Consider the following 22520-nt stretch of genomic DNA (forward strand, 5'->3'; position numbering starts at 1 on the left):
CCGAAGACGACGAAGCCAAACTCACGCCGGTTGCCACTAAAACGCGAGATCTCGGTATTGATCCGCAATCCAATGTCAACTTCATCGAGCAGTTGAACTTCGGTTCCTCCGCTCGTTGCATGACTTTAATATAGCTGAGTCGGCTGCGCCCCGCTATCACTAGATTCCGCCAGTAAAATACTGTGGGTTCCCGGCGTTTTCTTCTGAAGCGGAAACTATATCCCACCGTTTCTTTGGGGTATTCCGATCGAAAGCGCGGACACGGTCCCGCGCTTCGCGCCGCGGCGATGCACGGCCTGCCTCACGCCATCAGCGGGCCTTGGCGTTCTTCTTCAGGCTTTCGAGGCGGTATTGCAGCAACCGGATCATCCGCCGGTCGAAATTCGCCGCCTCGGTGCGGTCGAAGCGCGCCTGGTCCTTGTCGTGCCGCTCGACTTCTTCGGCGCTTACTTCCGCTACCCGGGCCTGCATGCGCTCGCAACTGTCCTCGGCTTTCAGTGAAAGCAGTGCCTTTTCCATCTGGCGCGCGTGGATGCGCGCGATCTCCGCATGGCGTTCCTCGTGGCGCTTGATGTCGCTCGCCAGCGTGTCCCAGACCAGGGCCAGATCGCGGCCCGCCTGTCGACGATGCTTCCAGCGTGGCAGAATGATGCGCGTGTTGAGCGTGACTTTGGCCGAGCCCACCGCGCAGCGGTCGTCGCGACTAACATAGGTGACCGTGCCGCCGAACTTGATCCGGGTGGCGCCCGGATGCCGCGTTCCGGTGCTCTTCATCATAGGGCCGGACGCCGAAAGCGCCTTGTCGAGTTCTGCGGCCGTGCGCCCGCCGATCGAGAAGTAGGAGATTCTCTTGCTGATCAGTGTTTCGCCCGAGGCGTTGCCGAACGGGACTCCGACGAGCAATGCGACCAGGGCTGCACGCAGCGGGATGTGTAGTCGGGGCATGGAAGCGCGTTCTCGCCGGTTGAACTTCATTGAAGCTTGGGGCATAGCCAAAGCCAGCGCAACACAAATCGGCCCCAACCGACGTCGACAAGCTTGCAAGGTGTGTGAGGAAGGCGTCATAACATGTTGCTTTCGAATGATATATTTGCACCATGACGGGCGGTGAATTCAAACCGTTCAGCTGCGGACCGGAACAATGACATACGATCCATTTCAGCCCTGGCGCTGGCAATTGGCGCATGGACGCGATCTCGAACTGGGCCCGCGTGGCGTTTTGATGGCGATCATCAATGTTACACCGGATTCATTTTCCGACGGCGGGCGCTTCGCTGATCCCGACGCTGCTGTCAGAGCTGCGCTGCGCGCATTGGAGGCGGGTGCGGAAATCCTGGATATCGGCGGCGAATCCACGCGACCGGACGCCAAACCGGTCAGCGCCGACGAGGAACAGGCCCGCGTTCTGCCCGTTATCGCCGCGATCGCGCGGCAGTCCCGGGCCGTCATCTCGGTCGATACCTACCGCGCGGAAACCGCGCGTTTGGCGGTTCACGCCGGCGCCCACATCGTCAACGACGTGCACGGGTTGCAGCGCGAGCCGGCGATCGCGGCCGTGGCGGCCGAGACGGGTGCGGGGCTCTGCATCATGCATACCGGACGCGATCGGGAGAAACTGAGCGATGTGATCGAGGATCAGTTCCATTTCCTGGAACGGTCTCTGCGGATCGCCGCCGACGCCGGCGTGGCGCGGGAACGGGTCGTGCTCGATCCGGGCTTTGGATTCGCGAAGGACACGAACGAGAACCTCGAACTGATGGCGCGCTTCAGGGCGTTGCATGGGTTTCGACGGCCGCTTCTTGTCGGAACTTCGCGCAAGCGCTTCGTCGGTGCGGTGACGGGCCGAGAGGCGGAAGACCGCGACGTCGGTACCGCCGCGACGACGGCGCTCCTCAGAACTGCCGGCGCTGCGATTTTTCGGGTACACGATGTCGCAATCAACAGGGATGCGTTAGCGGTGGCCGATGCTATGCTGGCCGCAAAGATCAGCTGACGGGACATGAAGCCATGACTGCGACCTACACGATCACACTGAAGAACTGCGCGTTCTTTGCCCGCCATGGCGTGCTCGACGAAGAGGAGTTTCTCGGGCAGCGTTTCTTCGTCGATGCGGAACTGGTCGTCGACCAGGGGACGGCGCTTGCCGAGGACTGCATCGACGACACCGTGCATTACGGCATCGCCTTCGCCGAGATCGAGAGGATCGTCACTGGACGCCGGCGTTACCTGATCGAAGCGCTGGCGCTTGAGGTCGCCAAGACGCTTTGCGCCCGTTTTCGCCAAATTCGCCGGGCAAAGGTCTCCATCCGCAAGCCGAACGCGCCGGTTCCGGGCATCCTGGACTACGTGGAAGTCACGGTCGAGCATGTCGCCGAATAGGAGCTGGCGGCACGCGATACTCGGTCTCGGCGGCAATCTCGGCGATCCGCGCCGGTCGATGGCAGAAGCCCTGCGGGCGCTCGATGCGCGGTCGGATTGCCGGATCGTCGCGGTTTCGCGGCTCTACCGCACGCCGCCATGGGGCAAGACGGATCAGGATTGGTTCTTCAACGCCTGTGCGGAAGTCGAAACGACGCTGGAACCAGAGGCATTGCTTGCCGCCTGTCTCGAGATCGAACGAGCCATGAAGCGTGTGAGAATGGAGCGCTGGGGTCCCCGCACCATCGACATCGATCTCCTGACCTTCGGTGACCTCAACAGGGCGAGCGCGACGCTCACGCTGCCTCATCCGCGCATGACCGAACGCGGCTTCGTGCTGAAGCCGCTCGCCGACTTTGCCGCAGACCTTACCGTCGACGGACGGACAGTCAGAGAATGGCTGGGCCGGGCGGCATGTGAAGGGTATCGAAGTGGCCGACGAAAACGTCGAATGGTGGCGCGCGGAGCAATAAGCGGAGAAGCCGTGCTCGTACAGGTCTGTCGGGAAGGGTGGTTACTCGATCGAACCGACGGCGATATCGTCCATCTGCCGGTTGAGGCTCACACCGATGACCGGAACCATGGTGTCCTCGACCTTCACCGAGATCGTGATGTTCATTGTTTCTTCGCCGTGCAGGCGCGCGATCATCGCGCCATTGAGCTTTTTGCGGTTGATCCCGACGACCACCTTGTCCTTGGCAACGCTGCCGGACACGACGTCGAGACCCTTGCCCTCGGCACCGTCCAGGAACTTTCCGGTGTAGCTGTTGCCCTTCCGGACGATCGTCGCCGACATCGGCTGCTTGAATACCCCGACGCGGCAGAAGCCGTCCAGCTTCAGGCCGGCTTCGTTGCCGGGTGCCGCTTCACCGGTAAGATCGCAGGTAAACTTCGTGCCCTTGTACTTGCCGGCAACGATTTCGCCCGGGCCTTTCCATTGCCCGGCAATCCTGTCGAAGAACGCCTTGTCACGGGCGCCGGAGAACGCGGGTGTCGCAAGGCCCGCGGCGGCGACGAGCGCGATAACGGCAATGCCGCGAACAATCGGAGAAGGGCGCGAGAGCATGAGCAGTCCTTGATGGATCAAGCTGGAAACTGACGTCTACATTGCCGTGAAAATGGTTAACGGATGGTTTCAGCCCGGCTTCTGGGCCGCTTATCTTGCGTAGAGGGCAGGGCGCGCCGGCGATCGATCGACGATCAGCCGGCTGCGTCCTCGGACCGTGCGGCGCCGGGCGCCAGGTCGCCCAGAAAGTCGCCGATACTGGGGCGCTTCAGCGCGCGAAACGGCATCGGCCTGCAGAGATCCATCGCCGCGATCCCTATGCGCGCCGTCATCAGCCCGTTGATCACGCCCTCGCCGAGGCGGGCGGACAGCTTGGATGCCAGGCCGTGGCCGAGGATCTGCTGGATGAGGCTGTCGCCGACGGCGATCGAGCCGGTGACGGCGAGATGCGCGATGACGTCGCGCATCAGGCGCAGCAGGCCGAGCGTGCCCGGGCGGCTGCCGTAGAGTTCGGCCATGGCACGGATCAACCGCGCGGATTCGTAGATCACGTAGCCGAGGTCCACGAGTGCGCGCGGACTGACGGCAGTCACGATCGACACCCGCTTCGCGGCGCCAAGAATGATCCGCCGCGCCTCGCGGTCGAGCGGCGCCAGCAATTCACGCTCCGTCAGTTCGATGAGATGGGGTGCATCGATGATATCGCCCTCGGTCTCCGTCAGGCGGGCACGGCCCTTGGCCGTCCGGGGATTGCCGGCGAGCAGGTGAACGAGCCTCGCGGTCGCAGCACGTGCGGCTTGCGTCTTTCCGGCCGCGGCGGCCGCGGCCAGATCGGCTTTCAGCGTCTGGACGGCAGTCAGTTGCATCATGCCGAAGACTTCGCGCGCGACCACGATCAGGAAAGCGACGACGCCGATCGCCACGACTGCGACGGCTCCGTAGCCAAGCCAGTCGGCGCGCGAAAGAGGTCGCGCACAAGCCGGTCGATCCAAAGCCCGACCGCGAGCGAAATGAGGATGCCGAAAGCCCCCCGGCGATCTTGCCGAAGGAGAGCCGGCGCCGTTGCGGCTTTGCTTCCGGCAGGTTGAGCGATTCGATCGCCGCGGTGGTCCCGATGAACGGGTCCTCGGCATCGGGCGTCATGACGATCTTTTCGCTGAAACTCCCCGGTGGGCGCCGCGGCGTCTGTTCCATCTCGCGTTTGGTGGCCTCCTCGGCCTCGACGGAAAAGGCGGCCGGCCTGCGTCGACGGTCGTTGAAGTCATCACTCATGCTAGGCGATCTCCGAGTAGGAACTGCATGGCCCTGTCGAGCCGGATATGCGGCACGGAGAGTTTCAAACCGCCGCGCGTCTCCTCGAGATGCGGCGGCCGGAAGCGGACGAAATTCAGTTCCGGCATTGCCTGCTCCGGGGCGGAGGCGGATAGGGCCGATGCGGAGACGCGGTCGACGGCTTCAAAAAGAAGTTCAGGATCTTCCGGCAAGTCTCCAGGAAATATTGCTGTTTTCTTTTCGCCGTCGAATATCTCGCCATTGATCTTCTCACCGGCGATCGGCGTTCCGACGATCACGGGCAAACGATGGCCATCGTGGTCTACGGTGGCCTCCCGCGTTGCTCTGACAGATGCGAGCGCCATGACCTCAAGGCCCGCCCCGCTCATTCCTATTCGCTCGGTCGCCCGGCTGACGAGGCGAGCCGTGATGCGCTCCAGCCGGTCGTGACTTTCGTGGTGCAGGTGATCGGCCTTGGTGGCGGCGATCAGTACGCGGTCGATCTTGCGCGTGACGAACGAAGTCAGCCAGGAGTTGACGCCGGGCCGGAAGCAGGCAAGCACGTCTGCCAGAGCCTGTTCCAGATCCTTCAGCGCCTCCGTGCCGCGGTTGACCGCCTGAAGCGCGTCGACAAGCACGATCTGGCGGTCGAGGCGGGCAAAATGTTCGCGGAAGAACGGTTTTACCACATGCGTCTTGTAGGCTTCGTAGCGGCGCTCCATCATCGCCCAGAGCGAACCCTTTGGGGCGCGGCCCGCAGGCAGGTCGGGGAGCGGCGAGAAGGTAAGCGCCGGCGACCCTTCGAGGTCGCCCGGCATCAGGAAGCGGCCAGGCGGCAGGGTGGAGAGGGACCGGTCGTCGTCCTTGCAGGCCTTGAGATAGGCGGTGAAACTCTCGGCAAGCCGGCGGGCGCTGCCTTCGTCGGCCGGCGCCGAGGCTCCGAGCGCGACGGCAAGTCCCAACCACTCGCTCGACAGGTCGGCGCGCATGCCGGTGCGTGCGCGTTGAACCGTTGCGTCGCTGAACTGCCGGAAATCCTGGCCGAGCAGCGGCAGATCGAGCAGCCATTCGCCGGGATAATCGACGATGTCGATCGACAGCCGCCCGGGAGAGAACAGACGGTTCCAGCCGCTGGCGCTTTCGTAATCGAGGGTGATCCGCAGCTGCGATATGGCCCTGGTCGAATCCGGCCAGGACCGATCCCGGACCAGCGCCGCAATGTGATCCTCATATTGAAAGCGCGGCACCGCGTCGTCGGGCTGCGGTTCGAGCCGGATCTTGGATACCCGGCCCGACCGGACCGGTTCGAATACCGGCAGCCTCCCTCCGTTCAGCAGGTTGTGGACGAGCGAAGAGATGAAAACGGTCTTGCCGGCCCGCGAAAGGCCGGTGACACCGAGCCTGACGGACGGGGTGACGAGACCCGCGGCGCGGTCGGCGAGATTGTCCAGGGCGATCAGCGCGTCGTCTTTGAAACTGGTGAGAATGGGCGCCAAATTGTTTCGTCCCTTCGGGAATGATGAGCGGTACGTTTGCTTTGCCGATATCCCAACCGGGTCGCGGGCATCCGCGTAGCGTCTGGAGCGATATAGGAAATGTTTCCGTCAGCGCAACAAGGCGAAGCGAATTCGCCGTTTCCGCAGGCGGAAGCGGCTGGCAGGGCCTCATCCTTTCGCGGCTTCTTCAAGGGCGGGAACGAGGAACTTCGAAAGTGTCGCTGTCCATGCCCTTCCGGCTTTCGGCGGCGCCGCAAAATCGATCACCGCCATTCCGGCCGGCGGATATCCGTCAGCGAGTGCCGCAGCCGCCCGTTCTTCGCCCAGAATTCGTCGAAAGAGCTCCTCCATCATCGGATTGTGTCCGATGATCATCAGCGAGGGTCGGCTCGCATGCGCCTCGACAAGGTCGGCATAGACGGTCGTGGGACCGGTATAGAGTGGGTCGAGGTACCGAATGTCGATATCTTCGCCAAATGCGCGGTATAGCGGTTCGGCCGTCTGCCGGCAGCGGACAGCCGTCGAACGAAGAATCAGGTCCGGCCTGATGCGATGGTCGGCTGCGGACTGTGCCGTGAGTTCCGCCTCCGCAAAGCCGACATCGTCGAGCGCGCGATCGAAATCGCTCTGGCCGGGCAAAGCCCAGCCCGATCGGGCGTGGCGAAGAAGCAGAAGCTGGAAGGCCGGGACGACGCTGTCTTGCATGTATTCACCCGGTGTTGGAAATCCCCAGGATGGAGGCGCCCGTGGTGCCGACGGCTGGAAACGCCTTGCGGATGCTCCGTTGTCCCGCCGGTCGGCGTAAAGATCAAGCCGCGTTTCGCGGTTTTTTGATCCGGTGCGCCCATTGAACCGATGCGGGTCGCGCACCAAATGTCGCAATCCGAAATGCCGCCGTGCTCGCCCGTGGAACGTCAAGCGGCCGATGCCGTCGGCGGTGAGCGGTATTTCGGCGTTCAAGACTTTGCGTGTAATTGTGATGAAATATTAGCCGGTTAGCCTGCGATGCGGGCAGTGTTAAAATGCAGTTAAGCACTGATTACAAGGCTTGAATCAGAGCTTCCATAGGTCTATACACCGCCGCAATGAGATGTTCTTCAGGAGAATCGCGTTGAGTGAGAAGATCGATCTTAGTACCTATGTCCTGTCGGAGGACGAGGATTTTATGAATGCGAACCACCGGGCATACTTTCGTGCGAAGCTGAATGCCTGGAGAAACGACATCCTTCGCGAGGCCCGCGAGACACTGGATCACCTGGCGGAGGAGAGCGCCAATCATCCTGATCTTGCGGACCGCGCCTCGTCCGAAACGGACCGGGCGATCGAGTTGCGCGCTCGGGACCGTCAGCGGAAGTTGATTGCCAAAATCGATGCCGCGTTGCAGCGGCTCGATGAAGGCACCTACGGCTACTGCGAGGAAACCGGGGAGCCGATCGGACTGAAGCGCCTGGACGCCCGGCCGATCGCAACTCTCTCGATCGAGGCGCAGGAACGTCACGAGCGTCGCGAGAAGGTCTACCGGGACGAATAAGTCCCGGGACACCGTTGGGACTATCGAAAACGGCGCGGTTCGACCGCGCCGTTTTCATTTGTGCACCGATGCGTTGTTCCGCGGCGTACGAGTTACAATTTGCGGCTCACGGAGATATCGGCGAGCATCCTTTCCATTTCTTCTTCGATCGTCGGCTCCTTGCGGGTCTCCTGCGAAGGCGATCCGAGTACCGGTTCCTGGCGACCGGCGGGCCTGATCTCCGGACGCGGCGGCCCTGAAGGTGAGAAGCGCTGGAGATCGCCGCTGATTTCCGCATCGAGCATGCGCTCGAATTCCGCGGCCGCTTCCGGCGCTGCGGGCCGAGGCGGGAGAGATTGGCCCGGCATGCCCTTTACCGGCTCGAGCGCCGTAAGCGGGACGGGGCGCTCTTCGCGAGCAGCGGGCTCCACCGGAAGCGAGCGGTCACGCACCGCGCTGAAATCGGTGTGCGACGGCTCGATGGCTGATACCGGCGGAATGTGAGGCGCAGGTAAAGGCCTGGAGACCTGCTGCGGCTGCGGTGAGCCGAGTGCGGGGCCTTGCTGATCCGGAACCACCCGCACCGGAGGCTCCGGGCGCGCGGCGACCCGCGGCGGCTCGCTCGGGCGCGCCGGTTGCCGAACGGGATCGGCGGCAGCTTCCGTCGGGAGAGGGCGTTCGGGCGGGACAGGGGAAGGAACCGGCTGAGGCCGGGTTTCCGCAATCGGGGCGCGGGTCGTCTTTTCTTCCGGCTCCGCCTGAAGTGCGGCAGGAACCGGAACTTCTCCCTCGGGCGCGATGCGGCTTTCGATCACGATGTCCGTCGGGCCGCCGATCATGATCAGGTGCTCGACGTCGTCGCGGCGGACGAGCACCAGCCGCCGACGCGTGTCGACTGCGGCGGCATCGAGCACCGCGAGCCGCGGCTGCCTGTTCTTGCCGCCGCGGACGAAGGGAGAGGAGGGCTTGTTGCGCATGAGCCGAAGCACGGCGACGAGGCACAAGAGACCGATCGCAACCGCTCCGGCGGCGATCATGAACCGGCTGGCGTTGTCCCCGAGGATTGTTTCCAACATAGGCTGAACTCCTTACTGCCGCTTCGCATGTCAATATTTGACGGCTTTTTTCGGGCTTGGACAAGCTTCGGCCCGACATTCCCTGTGAATTGACCGCAGCGCTTCCGCAGAGACGCTTTTTGCTGTTATCTCTGATTGTTAAAGATGATTCCAGGTCGATGCGCGAAAGCGCGGAGGGCGGCCATCGATTCGCGACGATGCCTTCGGACCCGGCCACCGCATGGTTCCTCAAGCCGGAAACGGATTGGGGATAATCATGCGGCAATTCAAAGTATTGCAGCGGCCCTTGTGCATCCACGGGGATGTACGGCACTGCAAGCGCTCGGGATCGCGTTCGATGCGACCCGGCAGCAGGTGAGGACCCGATGACGAAATTGCGGCAGGCAGGTGACTACCAGATGCCGGTCGTTGACCGGGGCGTTCGTCCGGGAACCATCCTCAGGATCATCCTGCTTGCGATCGTCCTCACCGCGTCGGCTGCCGCTTTCGTCGTCTTCAAGGACCAGCTCGAAAACGAGATCGTGCTCGGCATTCTCGGCGTGCTGGCCATGGTGGGCATATTCTTCCTCGTTTCTTCCGTCATCGGTTTTATCGAAGTGATGCCGCAATCGCGGCCGGACGAACTGGCGCGCGCCTTCCTCGACGCGCATGAAGACGGGACGATCGTGACCGACCGCAAGGGGCGCATCATCTATGCCAACGCAGCCTATGGTGCCCTGACGGGCACCAAGAGTGCGGCAGGCATCCAGTCGCTCGAAACGATCCTGTCGCGCAACCGCGAGGCCACCGAAGCGATCTATCGCCTGACCAACGGTCTGCATGAGGGCAAGCAGGGACATGAGGAGTTCCGGCTGCTGAAACCTCTGGCAAACGGCAAGGTGGCCGGTTCCGGCGCCCATTGGTATCGGCTGAAGGCGCGGGTATTGCCGCTCGAGGATGCCGACAGCAATCCGCTCTACTTGTGGCAGATCGCGGATATTACCGCGGAGCGCGACGAGCAGGAGCGCTTCTTCAAGGAACTGCAGAACGCGATCGACTATCTCGACCACGCACCCGCGGGCTTCTTCTCCGCCGGGCGCAAGGGCGAGATCTTCTATATCAACGCGACGCTCGCCGATTGGCTCGGAGTAGACCTGACCAAGTTCCAGCCTGGCTCCGTCAGCATTGCCGATCTCGTCGCGGGCGAGGGGCTGGCGCTGGTACAATCGGTACAGGCGGAGCCCGGTCTCAAGAAAACCAAGATCCTGGACCTCGATCTCAGAAAGACCAACGGCCAGAGCCTGCCGGTACGCCTGATTCATCGCGTTTCCTCGGCACGGGACGGTGCGCCCGGCGAAAGCCGGACGATCGTGATGTCGCGGGAAGGCGACGACGGCGATCAGTCGGCGTCGAATGCCGCGATGCGGTTCACCCGCTTCTTCAACAACACGCCCATGGCGATCGCCTCGGTGGATGGAGACGGCCGCATTCTCCGAACCAACGCTCCGTTCATGAAGCTCTTCGCCGGGCTCGTTTCGCAGGACGAGGTCGAGCGTGGGGCCCTGATCGACGCCGTGGTGCACCAATCCGAGAGAGGGCGTCTGCAGGAGTCGCTGGCTGCCGCGAAGGACCGGCAGAGCGATATTGCCCCGATCGACGCGCTTCATCCCAAGGATGATGGGCGTCACTTCCGCTTCTACGTCAATGCCGTCATCGACCAGAGCGATCAGGCGCCCGAGGAGGCTGCGATCATCTATGCTCTGGAGATCACCGAGCAGAAGGCGCTCGAAAACCAGATGGCGCAGACGCAGAAGATGAATGCCGTGGGAACGCTCGCCGGCGGCATCGCCCATGATTTCAACAACGTCCTGACGGCCATCCTGCTTTCCGCCGACCATCTGCTGCTATCGGCGCGGCCGGCGGATGCGACCTTCGCGGACCTGATGGAGATCAAGCGTAACGCCAACCGGGCAGCCGTGCTTGTGCGGCAGCTGCTCGCCTTCTCGCGCAAGCAGACGATGCGTCCGACGGTGCTCAATCTCACCGACGTCATCGGCGATCTCAGGATGCTCGTCGACCGCATGACCGGCACCAACGTCAAGGTGGAGGTCGACTATGGCCGCGATCTCTGGCCGGTGAAGACCGACCTCGGCCAGTTCGAGCAGGTGCTCCTGAACCTCGCCGTCAATGCCCGCGACGCCATGCCTGCGGGCGGGATCATCACGCTCAGGACGCGCAATCTGCCGGCGAGCGAAGTGTCGGCGCTTGGACGGCGCGAACTGCCCGAGGAAGACTTCGTCATGGTCGAGGTGTCCGACCAGGGCACCGGCATTCCGCCGGAAATCATGGACAAGATCTTCGAGCCCTTCTTCACCACGAAGGATGTCGGTAAGGGCACAGGGCTCGGACTGTCGATGGTTTACGGCATCGTGAAGCAGTCCGGCGGCTATATCTATCCCGAGTCGGAGATCGGCAGCGGTACGACCTTCCGCATCCTGCTGCCGCGGCATGTCGACGTGCCCGAAATCCAGGACGAGGACGCGTCCGCAACGCATTCCGCGGCGCCGGCGAGGAGCGAACCGGTTGCGGTGCCGATGCCTCGGGCCGAGCCTGCCGACCTGACCGGGATTCGGCGGTCGTGCTGCTCGTCGAGGACGAGGAAGCGGTCCGGCGCGGCGGCAAGCGCATGCTGGAGACGCGCGGCTATACGGTTCACGAAGCGGGATCGGGTATCGAAGCGCTGGAGATCATGGACGAACTCGAAGGCGCCGTCGATATCGTGGTCTCGGACGTCGTGATGCCGGAGATGGACGGGCCGACGCTGCTGCGCGAGCTGCGCAAGACGTATCCGGACCTGAAGTTCATCTTCGTATCCGGCTATGCCGAAGATGCTTTTGCGCGAAATCTGCCGGCCGACGCGAAGTTCGGCTTCCTGCCGAAGCCCTTCTCTCTGAAGCAACTCGCGGTCGCCGTGCGCGAGATGCTCGACAGCTGACGAGGTTTCTCCTCCGAACCTGTGCTCTTCGCCGTTTGCCGGCATCTTCCCCATTTCGATAGGGAGAAGGGCAAACGGCGGCGCGCCAGATCCCCTTCGCCTTTTTATTCCATTTCTGCGGTTACTTCGCAGCGAGTGCGACAGCGATCCCGGCGGCAAGGCGCGCATTGTTCTCGACCAGCGCGATATTGGTTTCCAGGCTGCGTCCGTCCGTCAAACGGAAGAGGTTGTCGAGCAGATACGGTGTGACCGCCTTGCCGGAAATGCCCTCGCTCGCCGCATTGTCGAGTGCGCGGGTGATGTAGATCTCCATCTCCTCGCGCGGGATTTCGCTTTGTTCCGGCACCGGATTGGCGACAAGCATTCCGCCGTCGATCCCGAGCAACTCGCGCGTCCGCTGAAAACTGGCGATTGCCGCCGGGCTGTTCAGCATCAGCGGGCTCTTGAGGCCGGATTCACGCGACCAGAAGGCCGGGAAGTTCTCGCTGTCATAGGTCACGACAGGGACACCGCGGGTTTCGAGCACTTCGAGCGTCTTGGGAATGTCCAGAATGGCCTTGGCGCCGGCACAGACGACAATGACGCCGGTACGTGCGAGTTCGTCCAGGTCCGCCGATATGTCGAAGCTCTGCTCCGCTCCGCGGTGAACACCGCCGATGCCGCCGGTCGCAAAAACCCGGATGCCCGCACGGGCAGCGGCGATCATCGTTGCGGCAACGGTCGTGGCTCCGGTGCGGCGTTCGGCGATCGCAAAGGCGAGATCGGCGCGCGAAAGTTTCATCGCGCCCTGCGTCTTCGACAGCGCCTCCAGTTTGGCATCGTCCAGACCGATATGGAGGACCCCGTGGATTACGGCGATGGTCGCGGGCACGGCACCCTGTTCGCGGATGATCGTCTCGACGCTGCGGGCCATGTCGAGGTTGCCGGGATAGGGCATGCCATGCGTGATGATCGTGGATTCCAGCGCGACGATCGGCGCACCTCGTTGCTTGGCGGCCGCGACTTCATCTGAATATTCCATCGGCAGGGACGGGGAGGAGGGTTTGGTCATGATCGTTTCCTTGATTGATGACATCCGACGGCAAATTGCATCGGGGGTGCCTGATCGATTCCGGTGCCTGGAGCAGAGGGTGCGGAAGAACCGCCCGCATTCCGCGCTACCCGGCTCCCATTCAGCTGCCAATTCTCATGCCAGCATTTCCGCTTCCGGCACAAGGCGCAGCACTTGCTCCAGCTTGTCAGGCAGCATCTCTTCGGAGGCAGCGTAGGGCGAATGCAGCGTTATGACGGCGGCCGCCATGCCCCAGCGCAGGCAGTCGGCAAGATCCGCACCGGCAAGCCGGGCGGCGAGAAAGCCCGAGGCAAGCGCATCGCCGGCGCCGGTGACGTCGGCAAGTGCCGAAAGAGCCGGCGGCGTAGCGAGGCAGGCACCCTTGCCGTCGAAGGCGACCGCGGCCCGGCCTCCGCGCGTCACGACACCGCCGGAAAGACCGGCGGAGCGCAGCAGCAACGGCCATTCCGCGGCGGTTGCGGCCTCTGTGCCGGTCAGCGCGCGCGCCTCCGCCTCGTTCATGAACAGGAAATCGAGCCCATCGAGGCACGCGCGGTAGCGGACCACCTTTGCCGGAGAAACGGCGATACCGGCACGGAGCGGGCTGAACTTCGCGGCGGTGCCGGCAAGCGCCGTCAATGTCTCCTCCGGCAGATTGGCGTCCATCAGCACGAGTTCGCTCGCCGCTAAAATCTCGCGCGTGGTCCGCTGCTGCAGCCGGCGCGGCGTAAACAGAGCATAGAGGTCCATGTCCGCGAGCGCGATGACGAGGTTGCCGTCGTTTTCCAGGATTGCCGTATAGCTCGGCGTCTTGCGATCGAGAAAGGTGAAAGGGCGATCGATCACACCGGCAGCTTCCGCAGCGGCCGCCACCGTGTCGCCGGCGGGATCGCCGCCCCGCGGGCTGATCATGGTTACGCGATGGCCGAGGCGCGCGAGATTTCTCGCTGCATTGAAGCCGCCGCCCCCGGCTTCCTCGAACCAGGTGCCCGGATTGCTCGCGCCCGGTGTCGTCGCGCCGCTGATCCGGCCGCGCCGGTCGATATGAGCGCCGCCAAAAACGGCTATGTTCTGCGACTTCACCTGTGCTTGCATCTGGTCCTCGATGAAGGGCGGAGAAAAGGTGGCGAAGTCTCTCTTCCGCCGGCATTCCGATCTATCGTTTCGGACTACCTTTTAGGGCTTTGTCCGGCTTTGATCCATCGTGAATCACGAAGCGAATCGGGGCGGCGCGTGAAAGCCGGCATGCGTTGACGCGCAACTTGTGGATACTGTGGACGAAAGGCGTGAACAAGAATCGAACGTAGTGAAATATGCCGTGCAATTTCAATTGCTTGACGTGCCATTGCCAAGTTGGAACAAAACATGTACAAAAAGGCTTGCGGCGGCTTCATTGCCTCGATAGCTCCAATAACTTAAAGGTGGACCAATGGCACAAAATTCTTTGCGGCTCGTAGAGGACAAATCGGTGGACAAAAGCAAGGCACTTGAAGCGGCTCTTTCCCAGATCGAACGTTCGTTCGGTAAGGGATCGATCATGAAGCTCGGAGCGAAGGACAGCGTAGTTGAGATCGAAACCGTCTCCACCGGTTCGCTCGGCCTCGACATCGCGCTCGGCATCGGCGGCCTGCCGAAAGGCCGCATCATCGAGATCTATGGACCGGAAAGCTCGGGCAAGACCACGCTGGCGCTGCAGACCATTGCCGAGGCACAGAAGAAGGGCGGCATCTGCGGCTTCGTCGATGCCGAACACGCACTCGATCCGGTCTATGCGCGAAAGCTCGGGGTGGATCTCGAAAATCTTCTGATTTCGCAGCCAGATACGGGCGAGCAGGCGCTGGAAATCACCGATACGCTGGTCCGTTCGGGTGCGATCGACATTCTCGTCATCGATTCGGTGGCCGCACTCGTGCCGCGCGCCGAAATCGAGGGCGAGATGGGCGACAGTCTGCCGGGCATGCAGGCGCGCCTCATGAGCCAGGCGCTGCGCAAGCTTACGGCATCGATCTCCAAGTCAAACTGCATGGTGATCTTCATCAACCAGATCCGCATGAAGATCGGCGTGATGTTCGGCTCGCCGGAAACGACGACGGGCGGCAATGCGCTCAAGTTCTACGCCTCGGTGCGCCTCGACATTCGCCGTATCGGCTCGGTCAAGGAGCGCGAGGAAGTCGTCGGCAACCAGACCCGCGTCAAGGTCGTCAAGAACAAGATGGCACCGCCCTTCAAGCAGGTCGAGTTCGACATCATGTATGGCGAAGGCGTTTCGAAGACGGGCGAATTGATCGATCTCGGCGTCAAGGCGGGCATCGTCGAGAAATCGGGCGCCTGGTTTTCCTATAACAGCCAGCGGCTCGGCCAGGGACGGGAAAACGCCAAGCTCTTCCTGCGGGAGAATCCCGAATTGTTGCGCGAAATCGAGACGGCTCTGCGGCAGAATGCCGGTCTCATCGCCGACCGGTTCCTGGAGAATGGCGGGCCGGAAAGCGACGGCGACGAAGCCGCCGACATGTAATCGGCAGCAACCGTCTGGTTGAAGCATGCGAAGCCGGCCGTCGTCACCCGCGGCCGGTTTTTTGCTGCCCGCTGGACAGCATGAAATGCGAACGATAAAAGCCTGTGGTTCCGACGGCTCGGCCGGCGGGAGGCGTGACGTGATTGAACGCGACGCGCCTAAGCGCGGGGTTGAAAAGTGCGGCTTGCAGCCTGGAGAGATCGGGCTGCCGCCGGAGTGTACACAGATAGGACGCAAGATGAGCGGCGTGAATGAAATCCGGTCGATGTTCCTCGACTATTTCCGCAAGAACGGTCACGAGGTCGTGCCGTCCAGCCCACTCGTGCCGCGCAACGACCCGACATTGATGTTCACCAATGCGGGCATGGTGCAGTTCAAGAATGTGTTCACCGGCCTCGAGCAGCGACCCTATTCGACCGCGGCGACGGCGCAGAAATGCGTGCGCGCCGGCGGCAAGCATAACGACCTCGACAATGTCGGCTACACCGCCCGTCACCACACCTTCTTCGAGATGCTCGGCAATTTCTCCTTCGGCGACTATTTCAAGGAGCGCGCGATCGAGCTTGCCTGGAACCTGATCACCAAGGAATACGGGCTCGATGCCAAGCGTCTGCTCGTCACGGTGTACCATACCGACGACGAGGCATTCGGCCTTTGGAAGAAGATTGCCGGCCTGAGCGACGATCGCATCATCCGCATCGCGACGAGCGACAACTTCTGGGCCATGGGAGACACCGGTCCATGCGGCCCGTGCTCGGAAATATTCTACGATCACGGCGATCATATCTGGGGCGGACCTCCCGGCTCGGCCGAGGAAGACGGCGATCGCTTCATCGAGATCTGGAACCTCGTCTTCATGCAGTACGAGCAGATCACCAAGGAAGAGCGCGTCGACCTGCCGCGGCCTTCGATCGACACGGGCATGGGGCTGGAGCGCGTGGCCGCCGTGCTCCAGGGCCAGCACGACAATTATGACATCGACCTTTTCCGCGCGTTGATCGCGGCTTCCGAAGAGGCGACCGGCGTGAAGGCCGAGGGGGACCGGCGTGCGAGCCATCGCGTCATCGCCGATCATCTGCGTTCCTCCGCGTTCCTGATCGCCGATGGGGTTCTGCCGTCGAACGAGGGCCGCGGTTACGTTCTGCGCAGAATCATGCGCCGCGCCATGCGCCACGCACAGTTGCTCGGCGCGCGGGATCCGCTGATGTGGAAGCTCCTGCCGGCGCTCGTGGGCCAGATGGGCCGCGCTTATCCGGAACTCGTCCGCGCCGAAGCGCTGATCTCGGAAACGCTGAAGCTGGAGGAAACCCGCTTCCGCAAGACCCTGGAGCGCGGCCTCAACCTTTTGGCGGAGGCTTCGGCCGATCTTTCCGAAGGCGACCAGTTCAACGGCGAGACGGCGTTCAAGCTCTACGACACCTACGGTTTTCCGCTCGACCTCACCCAGGACGCGCTGCGCGCCAAGGGCATCGGCGTCGATACGGACGCATTTACGGCCGCCATGCAACGGCAGAAGGCCGAGGCCCGCGCCAACTGGGCCGGCTCCGGCGAAGCCGCGACCGAGACCATTTGGTTCGAGCTCAGGGATAAGCACGGCGCGACCGACTTCCTCGGCTACGACACCGAGTCGGCTGAAGGGGTCATTCAGGCGATCGTCAGGGATGGTGCCGTCGTCGAGGCGGCCACCAAGGGCGAGAACGTACAGCTGGTTCTGAACCAGACGCCTTTCTACGGCGAATCCGGCGGCCAGATGGGCGACACCGGCGTCATCACCACCGAGACCGGCAAGCTTACTGTGACCGACACGCAGAAACGTGGCGAAGGGCTCTTCGTCCACTATTGCACCGTGGAGGAAGGCAGCGTGAAGACCGGCGAAGCGGCTGCCCTGACGGTCGACCATGCGCGCCGTGCGCGCCTGCGCGCCAACCATTCCGCGACGCACCTGCTGCACGAGGCACTGCGCGAGGTCCTCGGTACCCATGTTGCCCAGAAGGGCTCGCTCGTCGCGCCTGAGCGCTTGCGCTTCGACGTCTCGCATCCGAAGCCGATGACGGCGGAGGAGCTGAAGATCGTCGAGGAGATGGCGAACGAGATCATCGTCCAGAACACGCCGGTCGTCACACGGCTGATGAGCGTCGACGATGCGATCGCCGAGGGCGCCATGGCGCTCTTCGGCGAGAAATACGGCGACGAGGTGCGGGTCGTGTCCATGGGGCAGGGCCTTCGCGGCTCCAAAGCTGGCAGGCCCTATTCGGTCGAGCTCTGTGGCGGTACGCATGTGTCCGCTACGGGCGATATCGGCCTCGTTCGCGTCGTCTCGGAAAGCGCTGTCGGCGCCGGCGTGCGCCGGGTGGAGGCGCTGACCGGTGAGGCCGCGCGAGCCTATCTCAACGAACAGGATGAGCGGGTCAAGACGTTGGCATCTGCCCTGAAGGTCCAGCCCTCGGATGTCCTCGGGCGCGTCGAGGCGCTGCTCGACGAGCGCCGCAAGCTGGAACGGGAACTTACCGAGGCGAAGAAGAAACTCGCGCTCGCGGGTGACGGTCAGAACGGCTCCGGGGATGCTGCCCGCGACATCGGCGGCGTCCGGTTCCTCGGCAGGGTGGTATCCGGCGTCGAGCCGAAGGACCTGAAGAGCCTTGCGGACGACGGCAAGAAGACGCTCGGTTCGGGCGTGGTCGCCTTCGTGGGCGTCAGCGGCGACGGCAAGGCGAGCGCCGTGGTGGCGGTCACCGACGACCTCACTTCGAAAGTCAGCGCCGTGGATCTGGTGCGCGTCGCTTCGGCTGCGCTCGGCGGCAAGGGCGGCGGCGGGCGGCCCGACATGGCCCAGGCCGGCGGTCCGGACGGCGGACGTGCAGCGGAGGCGATCGAGGCGGTCGCCGTAGCGTTGGCCGGTTGAGCGGCGTGGTGCGAAAAGACGAATAATGGGCGCTGCGGCGCCCTTTTTCATGTGCGCCGTTCGCTGCGGATTGTGTCGAGTGCCGCCGGAACCGAGGCGCGCATCAAGACACGCGGTGGACGCACGTGGTGTTGATACAAGGCGCGACGAACCTGCGTATTGGCACCGACGATAATGACGCGCACGCCGATCCTCTCCGCCTTGCGCAACGTCCCTTCGATGATGTTCGCGGCGGTAGAATCGATGAAGGGGATTTCCGAGCAATCGAGAATGAAGTTTCGGCGCTGATCGGCGATCCGATCGAGCACCGCGGCAACGGTGGCTGCCGAGCCGAAGAAGAAGACGCCTGCAATCCGATAGATCACCGTTTCGGGATCGTCGCCGATGACGGGGTGCTCTTCGTCGCCGTTCCCCGCTTGCAGCAGCTCGAGCGACTTCATTTCACCGACCGAAATGCTTTTCGCCATTCGATTGATGAACAGGAGGGCGCCGAGCGCAACTCCGATCACTATCCCTTCTGTCAATTCGCGAAAGACAACGATGAAAAAGGTCGCGAGCAGCACGACGGCATCACCGTAGGACGACCGCAAGAGCGCCATGAAGGCCGGCTTCTCGATCATGTTCCAGGCAACGACTGCAAGCACGCCGGCGAGGGAAGCGAGTGGGATATAACTTGCGAGCGGTGCGGCAAGCAGCATGAAGAGAAGGAGAAAGACCGAATGCAGCATGCCAGAAACGGGGCTGGTGCCTCCGGCGCGAACGTTGGTTGCCGTGCGGGCAATGGTTCCGGTGACGCAGATGCCGCCGAAGAGCGCCGAACCTAAATTGGCAACTCCCTGAGCAATCAACTCCATGCTGGATCTATGTCTGCGTCCCGTCATGCCATCGGCCACCACGGCCGAAAGCAGTGACTCGATCGCGCCGAGAAGAGCCAACGAGACCGCGTCCGGAAACACCGCAACGGCTTTCTCAAGGGAGACCGGCGGCAAGGTCGGAAGCGGGAGGCCGCGCGGAATACCGCCGAAACGGCTGCCGATCGTGTCCGTCGGCAAAGACAAGGCGGCGACGAGCACCGATGCGGCACCAACGGCAATCAGCATGCCGGGCCAATGCGGCCTCGATCGGCGCAGCGCGAGAATGATGCCGATCGTGAGGGTGGCGGTCACCACTGCCGCCCAATTGACCGTGTCGGCAGCCCGGCCGAGTGCCACGGTCTTTTCGACGATCGGCCCGGGTTCGCTGCCCGAAAGCGTCAGGCCGAAAAGGTCGCGCAACTGGCTGGCGAAGATGATCACGGCAATCCCTGCCGTGAAGCCGACTGTGACGGGGTAGGGGATGAATTTGATGTACTGTCCGAGGCGCAAGTAGCCGGCCGCAACGAGCATGATGCCAGCCATGGCAGTCGCAAGCAGCAGGCCGTCGATGCCGTGCCGGGCACCGGTCGCGGCGACGAGAACGATGAAGGCACCCGCCGGACCGCCGATTTGGACCCGGCTGCCGCCGAGGAGTGAAACGAGGAAGCCGCCGACGATTGCGGTATAGAGGCCGCGATCGGGTGTTACGCCGGAGGCGATGGCGATGGCCATCGAAAGCGGCAAGGCGACGATGGCGACCGTCAGGCCGGCCAGAGCGTCCGCTTTCAGCCTGGTGCGGCCGTATCCCTCGGCGATCACGCTGACAGTTTTCGGGATAAGAGAATCGGGCATCGGAGAAACCTTCGAGATCCGCCACGTTTGCAGGATCCTGCGCGCCGGGCATTGTCAGCCTATCTGAGTCGCATTGCCGCACAAGCGGAGCGGGCAGCACTTAGGTCAGCAGGATTTGTCAAATCGATCCGTGGTTTGAAGGCGGTCGAGCGAAGCGCAGAAGGTTCGATATGACGGGCGGTGCATGGGCTACATATGAGAGGCGGCTTCATCGCGTCTCGGCCTATATCTACGGGCATCTCGATGAAGAACTGGATCTCGGCCGGTTGTCGGAGATCGCATGTCTTTCGCCGCACCACTGGCATCGCATCTACCGGGCGGTAAATGGCGAGACATTGGCGGCGACCGTTAAGAGATTGCGGCTGCAGCGCGCGGCGGCAGAACTCGTCCAGACCGATCTTTCCGTCGAAGCGATCGCGCGACGCTCCGGCTACCCGAATGTTCAATCCTTCAACCGCACCTTCAAGGCGGTTTATGGCCTTCCGCCGGCGCGCTACAGGAAGGAGGGGAGCCACAGGGCCTTTGAAACCGCCTCTACGGAAGGAAATGCTGTCATGTACGATGTTGACTTGAGGACGATAGAGCCTCTGACCCTGGCGGGTGTCGCCCATTCCGGTTCCTACATGGGTATCGGCGAGGCGTTCGAAACGCTTTACGGTACCCTTTTTGCACGCGGCCTCTTTCGGCCGGACATGGAGATGGTCGGAATCTACCTGGATGACCCGGAACTCGTGGAGACGGATAAGCTCCGATCCTTCGCCTGCGTGACGGTCAACGGCGAGCACGCGGCCGAGGCGCCGCTGACGCCCAAAAAATCGAGGGCGGGCACTATGCCGTGCTGCGGCACAAAGGCCCCTATGCCGACATGCCGAAGGCCTATCGATGGCTTTATGGGACCTGGCTTCCGAACTCCGGCCGCGAAATCCGCGACTGCGTCATGTTCGAGAAATATCTGAACAACCCGCGCGAGGTGGCCCCGACCGAGCTGCTTACGGAAATCTACCTGCCGCTCAAGTAATGCGGCTCCATTTTGCTCGTACCATTCAAGCAAGAAACCCGGCACAAGGCCGGGTTTCGCAGTTGTGGCTGTCGGGCTGGCCGCTTAGGCGGCCATTGCCTTCCTGAGGTTCTCGTCGATCTTGTCGAGGAAGCCGGTGGTCGACAGCCAGGGCTGGTCGGGGCCGATGAGGAGTGCCAAGTCCTTGGTCATGAAGCCCGATTCGACCGTATCGACGCAGACGCGCTCCAGCGTTTCGGAAAACTTCGCGAGTTCGGCGTTGCCGTCGAGCTTGGCGCGGTGGGCGAGGCCGCGGGTCCAGGCGAAGATCGAGGCGATCGAGTTGGTCGAGGTTTCTTCGCCTTTCTGGTGCTGGCGGTAGTGGCGCGTCACCGTGCCGTGGGCGGCTTCCGCCTCGACCGTCTTTCCGTCCGGCGTCATCAGCACCGAGGTCATCAGGCCGAGCGAGCCGAAGCCCTGCGCGACGATGTCGGACTGCACGTCGCCGTCATAGTTCTTGCACGCCCAGACATAGCCGCCGGACCACTTCAGCGCCGAGGCGACCATGTCGTCGATCAGGCGGTGTTCGTACCAGAGCTTCTCGGCCTTGAACTGGGCGGCGAATTCCTCGTCGAACACCTTCTGGAAGATGTCCTTGAAGCGGCCGTCATAGGCCTTCAGGATCGTGTTCTTGGTCGAGAGATAGACCGGAACCTTGCGCTGCAGGCCGTAGTTGAACGAGGCGCGCGCGAATTCGGTGATCGATTCGTCCAGGTTGTACATGGCGAGTGCCACGCCGGCGCCCGGCGCGTCGTAAACGTCATGCTCGATCGTCTGGCCGTCTTCGCCGACGAACTTGATCGAGAGCTTGCCCTTGCCCGGGAATTTGAAATCGGTTGCGCGGTACTGATCGCCGAAGGCGTGGCGGCCGACGATGATCGGCTTGGTCCAGCCGGGAACGAGGCGCGGCACGTTCTTGCAGATGATCGGCTCGCGGAAGATGACGCCGCCGAGGATGTTGCGGATCGTGCCGTTCGGCGACTTCCACATCTTCTTCAGCTTGAACTCCTCGACGCGGCCTTCGTCCGGCGTGATCGTGGCGCATTTGACCCCGACACCGTGTTTCTTGATGGCGTTTGCGGCGTCGATCGTCACCTGGTCGTCAGTTGCATCACGGTTTTCGACGCCGAGGTCGTAATATTCGAGATCGAGGTCGAGATAAGGATGGATCAGCTTGTCCTTGATGAACTGCCAGATGATGCGGGTCATCTCGTCGCCGTCGAGTTCGACGACCGGATTGGCGACCTTGATCTTTGCCATTGATATGCCTCGTAGCTTGCGGAACACCGCGTGCGGCATTCCGACGGTGGGAGAAATCCAGAGCCCTATAGCACTGTGAGCCAGCAAGGCAAAGCATGCTTGGCCGAAACTTTGGACCAAGGCGGCGAGCTCGGAATCGGCCGGTCGCGCCCGGTCTTCAGACCGGGGGCCGGTCACCTCACGTCTTTGAAAAGACCGCGCGAAAGGCTATTTCAGAAATCGAGCGGCGGCGTGCTTCAACTGTTTTTGCGCGTCGTCATCCCACAAACGCTGCACG

General features: G+C 62.8%; 16 protein-coding genes and 3 pseudogenes. 9 read left to right on the plus strand and 10 right to left on the minus strand.

What is annotated here, in order from left to right; translation table 11 throughout:
• Nucleotides 1-309: 309 nt before the first annotated feature.
• Nucleotides 310-945 (minus strand): DUF922 domain-containing Zn-dependent protease, encoded by a 636-nt coding sequence (locus N0Q91_RS08465; protein WP_275597838.1) that lies wholly within the window; start codon nucleotides 943-945, stop codon nucleotides 310-312.
• A 196-nt stretch (nucleotides 946-1141) separates the two neighbouring features.
• Here N0Q91_RS08465 and folP point away from each other — a divergent pair, with 196 nt between their 5' ends.
• The 3 genes and pseudogenes from folP to folK all read left to right on the plus strand — a co-directional run bounded on the left by folP (nucleotide 1142) and on the right by folK (nucleotide 2891).
• A complete protein-coding gene (gene folP / locus N0Q91_RS08470) occupies nucleotides 1142-1993 on the plus strand; it encodes a dihydropteroate synthase (protein ID WP_275597839.1) in 852 nt (283 codons plus the stop codon).
• Between the two features lie 14 nt (nucleotides 1994-2007).
• Nucleotides 2008-2379 carry a dihydroneopterin aldolase gene (folB, locus tag N0Q91_RS08475; protein ID WP_018095110.1) on the plus strand — a complete coding sequence of 124 codons (372 nt, stop codon included), beginning with the start codon at nucleotides 2008-2010 and terminating at the stop codon, nucleotides 2377-2379.
• Nucleotides 2366-2891, plus strand: a pseudogene (folK, locus tag N0Q91_RS08480) (2-amino-4-hydroxy-6-hydroxymethyldihydropteridine diphosphokinase). Before folB ends, folK begins: the two are co-directional and overlap by 14 nt.
• A 41-nt stretch (nucleotides 2892-2932) precedes the next feature.
• On the opposite strand, the gene N0Q91_RS08485 reads toward folK, so the two are convergent.
• The 4 genes and pseudogenes from N0Q91_RS08485 to N0Q91_RS08500 form a co-directional block, all read right to left on the minus strand.
• Complete coding sequence (locus N0Q91_RS08485) at nucleotides 2933-3484, minus strand: hypothetical protein (protein WP_018095108.1); 552 nt, start codon at nucleotides 3482-3484, stop codon at nucleotides 2933-2935.
• Between the two features lie 134 nt (nucleotides 3485-3618).
• Nucleotides 3619-4696, minus strand: a pseudogene (locus N0Q91_RS08490) (YcjF family protein).
• Nucleotides 4693-6192 carry a YcjX family GTP-binding protein gene (locus N0Q91_RS08495; protein WP_275597840.1) on the minus strand — a complete coding sequence of 500 codons (1500 nt, stop codon included), beginning with the start codon at nucleotides 6190-6192 and terminating at the stop codon, nucleotides 4693-4695. The pseudogene N0Q91_RS08490 and the gene N0Q91_RS08495 overlap by 4 nt, the downstream one beginning before the upstream one ends.
• A gap of 168 nt (nucleotides 6193-6360) precedes the next feature.
• Nucleotides 6361-6897 (minus strand): SixA phosphatase family protein, encoded by a 537-nt coding sequence (locus N0Q91_RS08500; protein ID WP_275597841.1) that lies wholly within the window; start codon nucleotides 6895-6897, stop codon nucleotides 6361-6363.
• 406 nt (nucleotides 6898-7303) lie between these two features.
• Between N0Q91_RS08500 and dksA the strand changes: the two genes are divergently transcribed.
• Nucleotides 7304-7723, plus strand: a complete 420-nt coding sequence (dksA, locus tag N0Q91_RS08505; protein ID WP_003532995.1) for an RNA polymerase-binding protein DksA — start codon at nucleotides 7304-7306, stop codon at nucleotides 7721-7723.
• A gap of 92 nt (nucleotides 7724-7815) precedes the next feature.
• On the opposite strand, the gene N0Q91_RS08510 is transcribed toward dksA, so the two are convergent.
• Nucleotides 7816-8778 carry a flagellar biosynthetic protein FliO gene (locus N0Q91_RS08510; RefSeq protein WP_275597842.1) on the minus strand — a complete coding sequence of 321 codons (963 nt, stop codon included), beginning with the start codon at nucleotides 8776-8778 and terminating at the stop codon, nucleotides 7816-7818.
• A gap of 365 nt (nucleotides 8779-9143) precedes the next feature.
• Here N0Q91_RS08510 and cckA point away from each other — a divergent pair, with 365 nt between their 5' ends.
• Nucleotides 9144-11555: a cell cycle histidine kinase CckA gene (cckA, locus tag N0Q91_RS08515; RefSeq protein ID WP_375341939.1), complete on the plus strand. Its 2412-nt coding sequence runs from the start codon at nucleotides 9144-9146 to the stop codon at nucleotides 11553-11555.
• On the plus strand, nucleotides 11444-11752 hold the full coding sequence (locus tag N0Q91_RS08520; protein ID WP_375341940.1) for a response regulator: 309 nt from the start codon (nucleotides 11444-11446) through the stop codon (nucleotides 11750-11752). The genes cckA and N0Q91_RS08520 overlap by 112 nt, the downstream gene beginning before the upstream one ends.
• Before the next feature lie 121 nt (nucleotides 11753-11873).
• Here the strand turns inward: N0Q91_RS08520 and N0Q91_RS08525 are convergent, their stop codons facing one another.
• The gene (locus tag N0Q91_RS08525; RefSeq protein WP_100673131.1) at nucleotides 11874-12803 is read right to left on the minus strand and encodes a pseudouridine-5'-phosphate glycosidase; all 930 of its coding nucleotides are present in this window, start codon (nucleotides 12801-12803) and stop codon (nucleotides 11874-11876) included.
• 135 nt (nucleotides 12804-12938) lie between these two features.
• Complete coding sequence (locus N0Q91_RS08530) at nucleotides 12939-13898, minus strand: carbohydrate kinase family protein (RefSeq protein WP_275597843.1); 960 nt, start codon at nucleotides 13896-13898, stop codon at nucleotides 12939-12941.
• 334 nt (nucleotides 13899-14232) lie between these two features.
• On the opposite strand from N0Q91_RS08530, the gene recA reads away from it, so the two are divergent.
• Both recA and alaS read left to right on the plus strand, forming a co-directional pair.
• On the plus strand, nucleotides 14233-15318 hold the full coding sequence (recA, locus tag N0Q91_RS08535; RefSeq protein WP_010969478.1) for a recombinase RecA: 1086 nt from the start codon (nucleotides 14233-14235) through the stop codon (nucleotides 15316-15318).
• Between the two features lie 238 nt (nucleotides 15319-15556).
• Nucleotides 15557-18220: an alanine--tRNA ligase gene (alaS, locus tag N0Q91_RS08540; protein WP_275597844.1), complete on the plus strand. Its 2664-nt coding sequence runs from the start codon at nucleotides 15557-15559 to the stop codon at nucleotides 18218-18220.
• A gap of 47 nt (nucleotides 18221-18267) precedes the next feature.
• Here the strand turns inward: alaS and N0Q91_RS08545 are convergent, their stop codons facing one another.
• Nucleotides 18268-19926, minus strand: coding sequence for a SulP family inorganic anion transporter (locus N0Q91_RS08545; protein WP_275597845.1), 1659 nt, complete (start codon nucleotides 19924-19926; stop codon nucleotides 18268-18270).
• A 170-nt stretch (nucleotides 19927-20096) separates the two neighbouring features.
• Here N0Q91_RS08545 and N0Q91_RS08550 point away from each other — a divergent pair.
• Nucleotides 20097-20944, plus strand: a pseudogene (locus N0Q91_RS08550) (AraC family transcriptional regulator).
• Between the two features lie 84 nt (nucleotides 20945-21028).
• Here N0Q91_RS08550 and N0Q91_RS08555 read toward each other — a convergent pair.
• Nucleotides 21029-22243: an NADP-dependent isocitrate dehydrogenase gene (locus N0Q91_RS08555; RefSeq protein WP_010969471.1), complete on the minus strand. Its 1215-nt coding sequence runs from the start codon at nucleotides 22241-22243 to the stop codon at nucleotides 21029-21031.
• Nucleotides 22244-22520: the final 277 nt, after the last annotated feature.

It is taken from the genome of Sinorhizobium prairiense, assembly GCF_029201645.2.
Lineage (GTDB): Bacteria > Pseudomonadota > Alphaproteobacteria > Rhizobiales > Rhizobiaceae > Sinorhizobium > Sinorhizobium meliloti_A.

What these genes read in the sequence shown, in the direction of transcription:
- N0Q91_RS08465 (WP_275597838.1), bottom strand. Translation starts at nt 945, where the DNA reads ATGCCCCGACTACACATCCCGCTGCGTGCAGCCCTGGTCGCATTGCTC.
- folP (WP_275597839.1), top strand. Translation starts at nt 1,142, where the DNA reads ATGACATACGATCCATTTCAGCCCTGGCGCTGGCAATTGGCGCATGGA.
- folB (WP_018095110.1), top strand. Translation starts at nt 2,008, where the DNA reads ATGACTGCGACCTACACGATCACACTGAAGAACTGCGCGTTCTTTGCC.
- N0Q91_RS08485 (WP_018095108.1), bottom strand. Translation starts at nt 3,484, where the DNA reads ATGCTCTCGCGCCCTTCTCCGATTGTTCGCGGCATTGCCGTTATCGCG.
- N0Q91_RS08500 (WP_275597841.1), bottom strand. Translation starts at nt 6,897, where the DNA reads ATGCAAGACAGCGTCGTCCCGGCCTTCCAGCTTCTGCTTCTTCGCCAC.
- N0Q91_RS08510 (WP_275597842.1), bottom strand. Translation starts at nt 8,778, where the DNA reads ATGTTGGAAACAATCCTCGGGGACAACGCCAGCCGGTTCATGATCGCC.
- cckA (WP_375341939.1), top strand. Translation starts at nt 9,144, where the DNA reads ATGACGAAATTGCGGCAGGCAGGTGACTACCAGATGCCGGTCGTTGAC.
- N0Q91_RS08520 (WP_375341940.1), top strand. Translation starts at nt 11,444, where the DNA reads ATGCTGGAGACGCGCGGCTATACGGTTCACGAAGCGGGATCGGGTATC.
- N0Q91_RS08525 (WP_100673131.1), bottom strand. Translation starts at nt 12,803, where the DNA reads ATGACCAAACCCTCCTCCCCGTCCCTGCCGATGGAATATTCAGATGAA.
- N0Q91_RS08530 (WP_275597843.1), bottom strand. Translation starts at nt 13,898, where the DNA reads ATGCAAGCACAGGTGAAGTCGCAGAACATAGCCGTTTTTGGCGGCGCT.
- recA (WP_010969478.1), top strand. Translation starts at nt 14,233, where the DNA reads ATGGCACAAAATTCTTTGCGGCTCGTAGAGGACAAATCGGTGGACAAA.
- alaS (WP_275597844.1), top strand. Translation starts at nt 15,557, where the DNA reads ATGAGCGGCGTGAATGAAATCCGGTCGATGTTCCTCGACTATTTCCGC.
- N0Q91_RS08545 (WP_275597845.1), bottom strand. Translation starts at nt 19,926, where the DNA reads ATGCCCGATTCTCTTATCCCGAAAACTGTCAGCGTGATCGCCGAGGGA.
- N0Q91_RS08555 (WP_010969471.1), bottom strand. Translation starts at nt 22,243, where the DNA reads ATGGCAAAGATCAAGGTCGCCAATCCGGTCGTCGAACTCGACGGCGAC.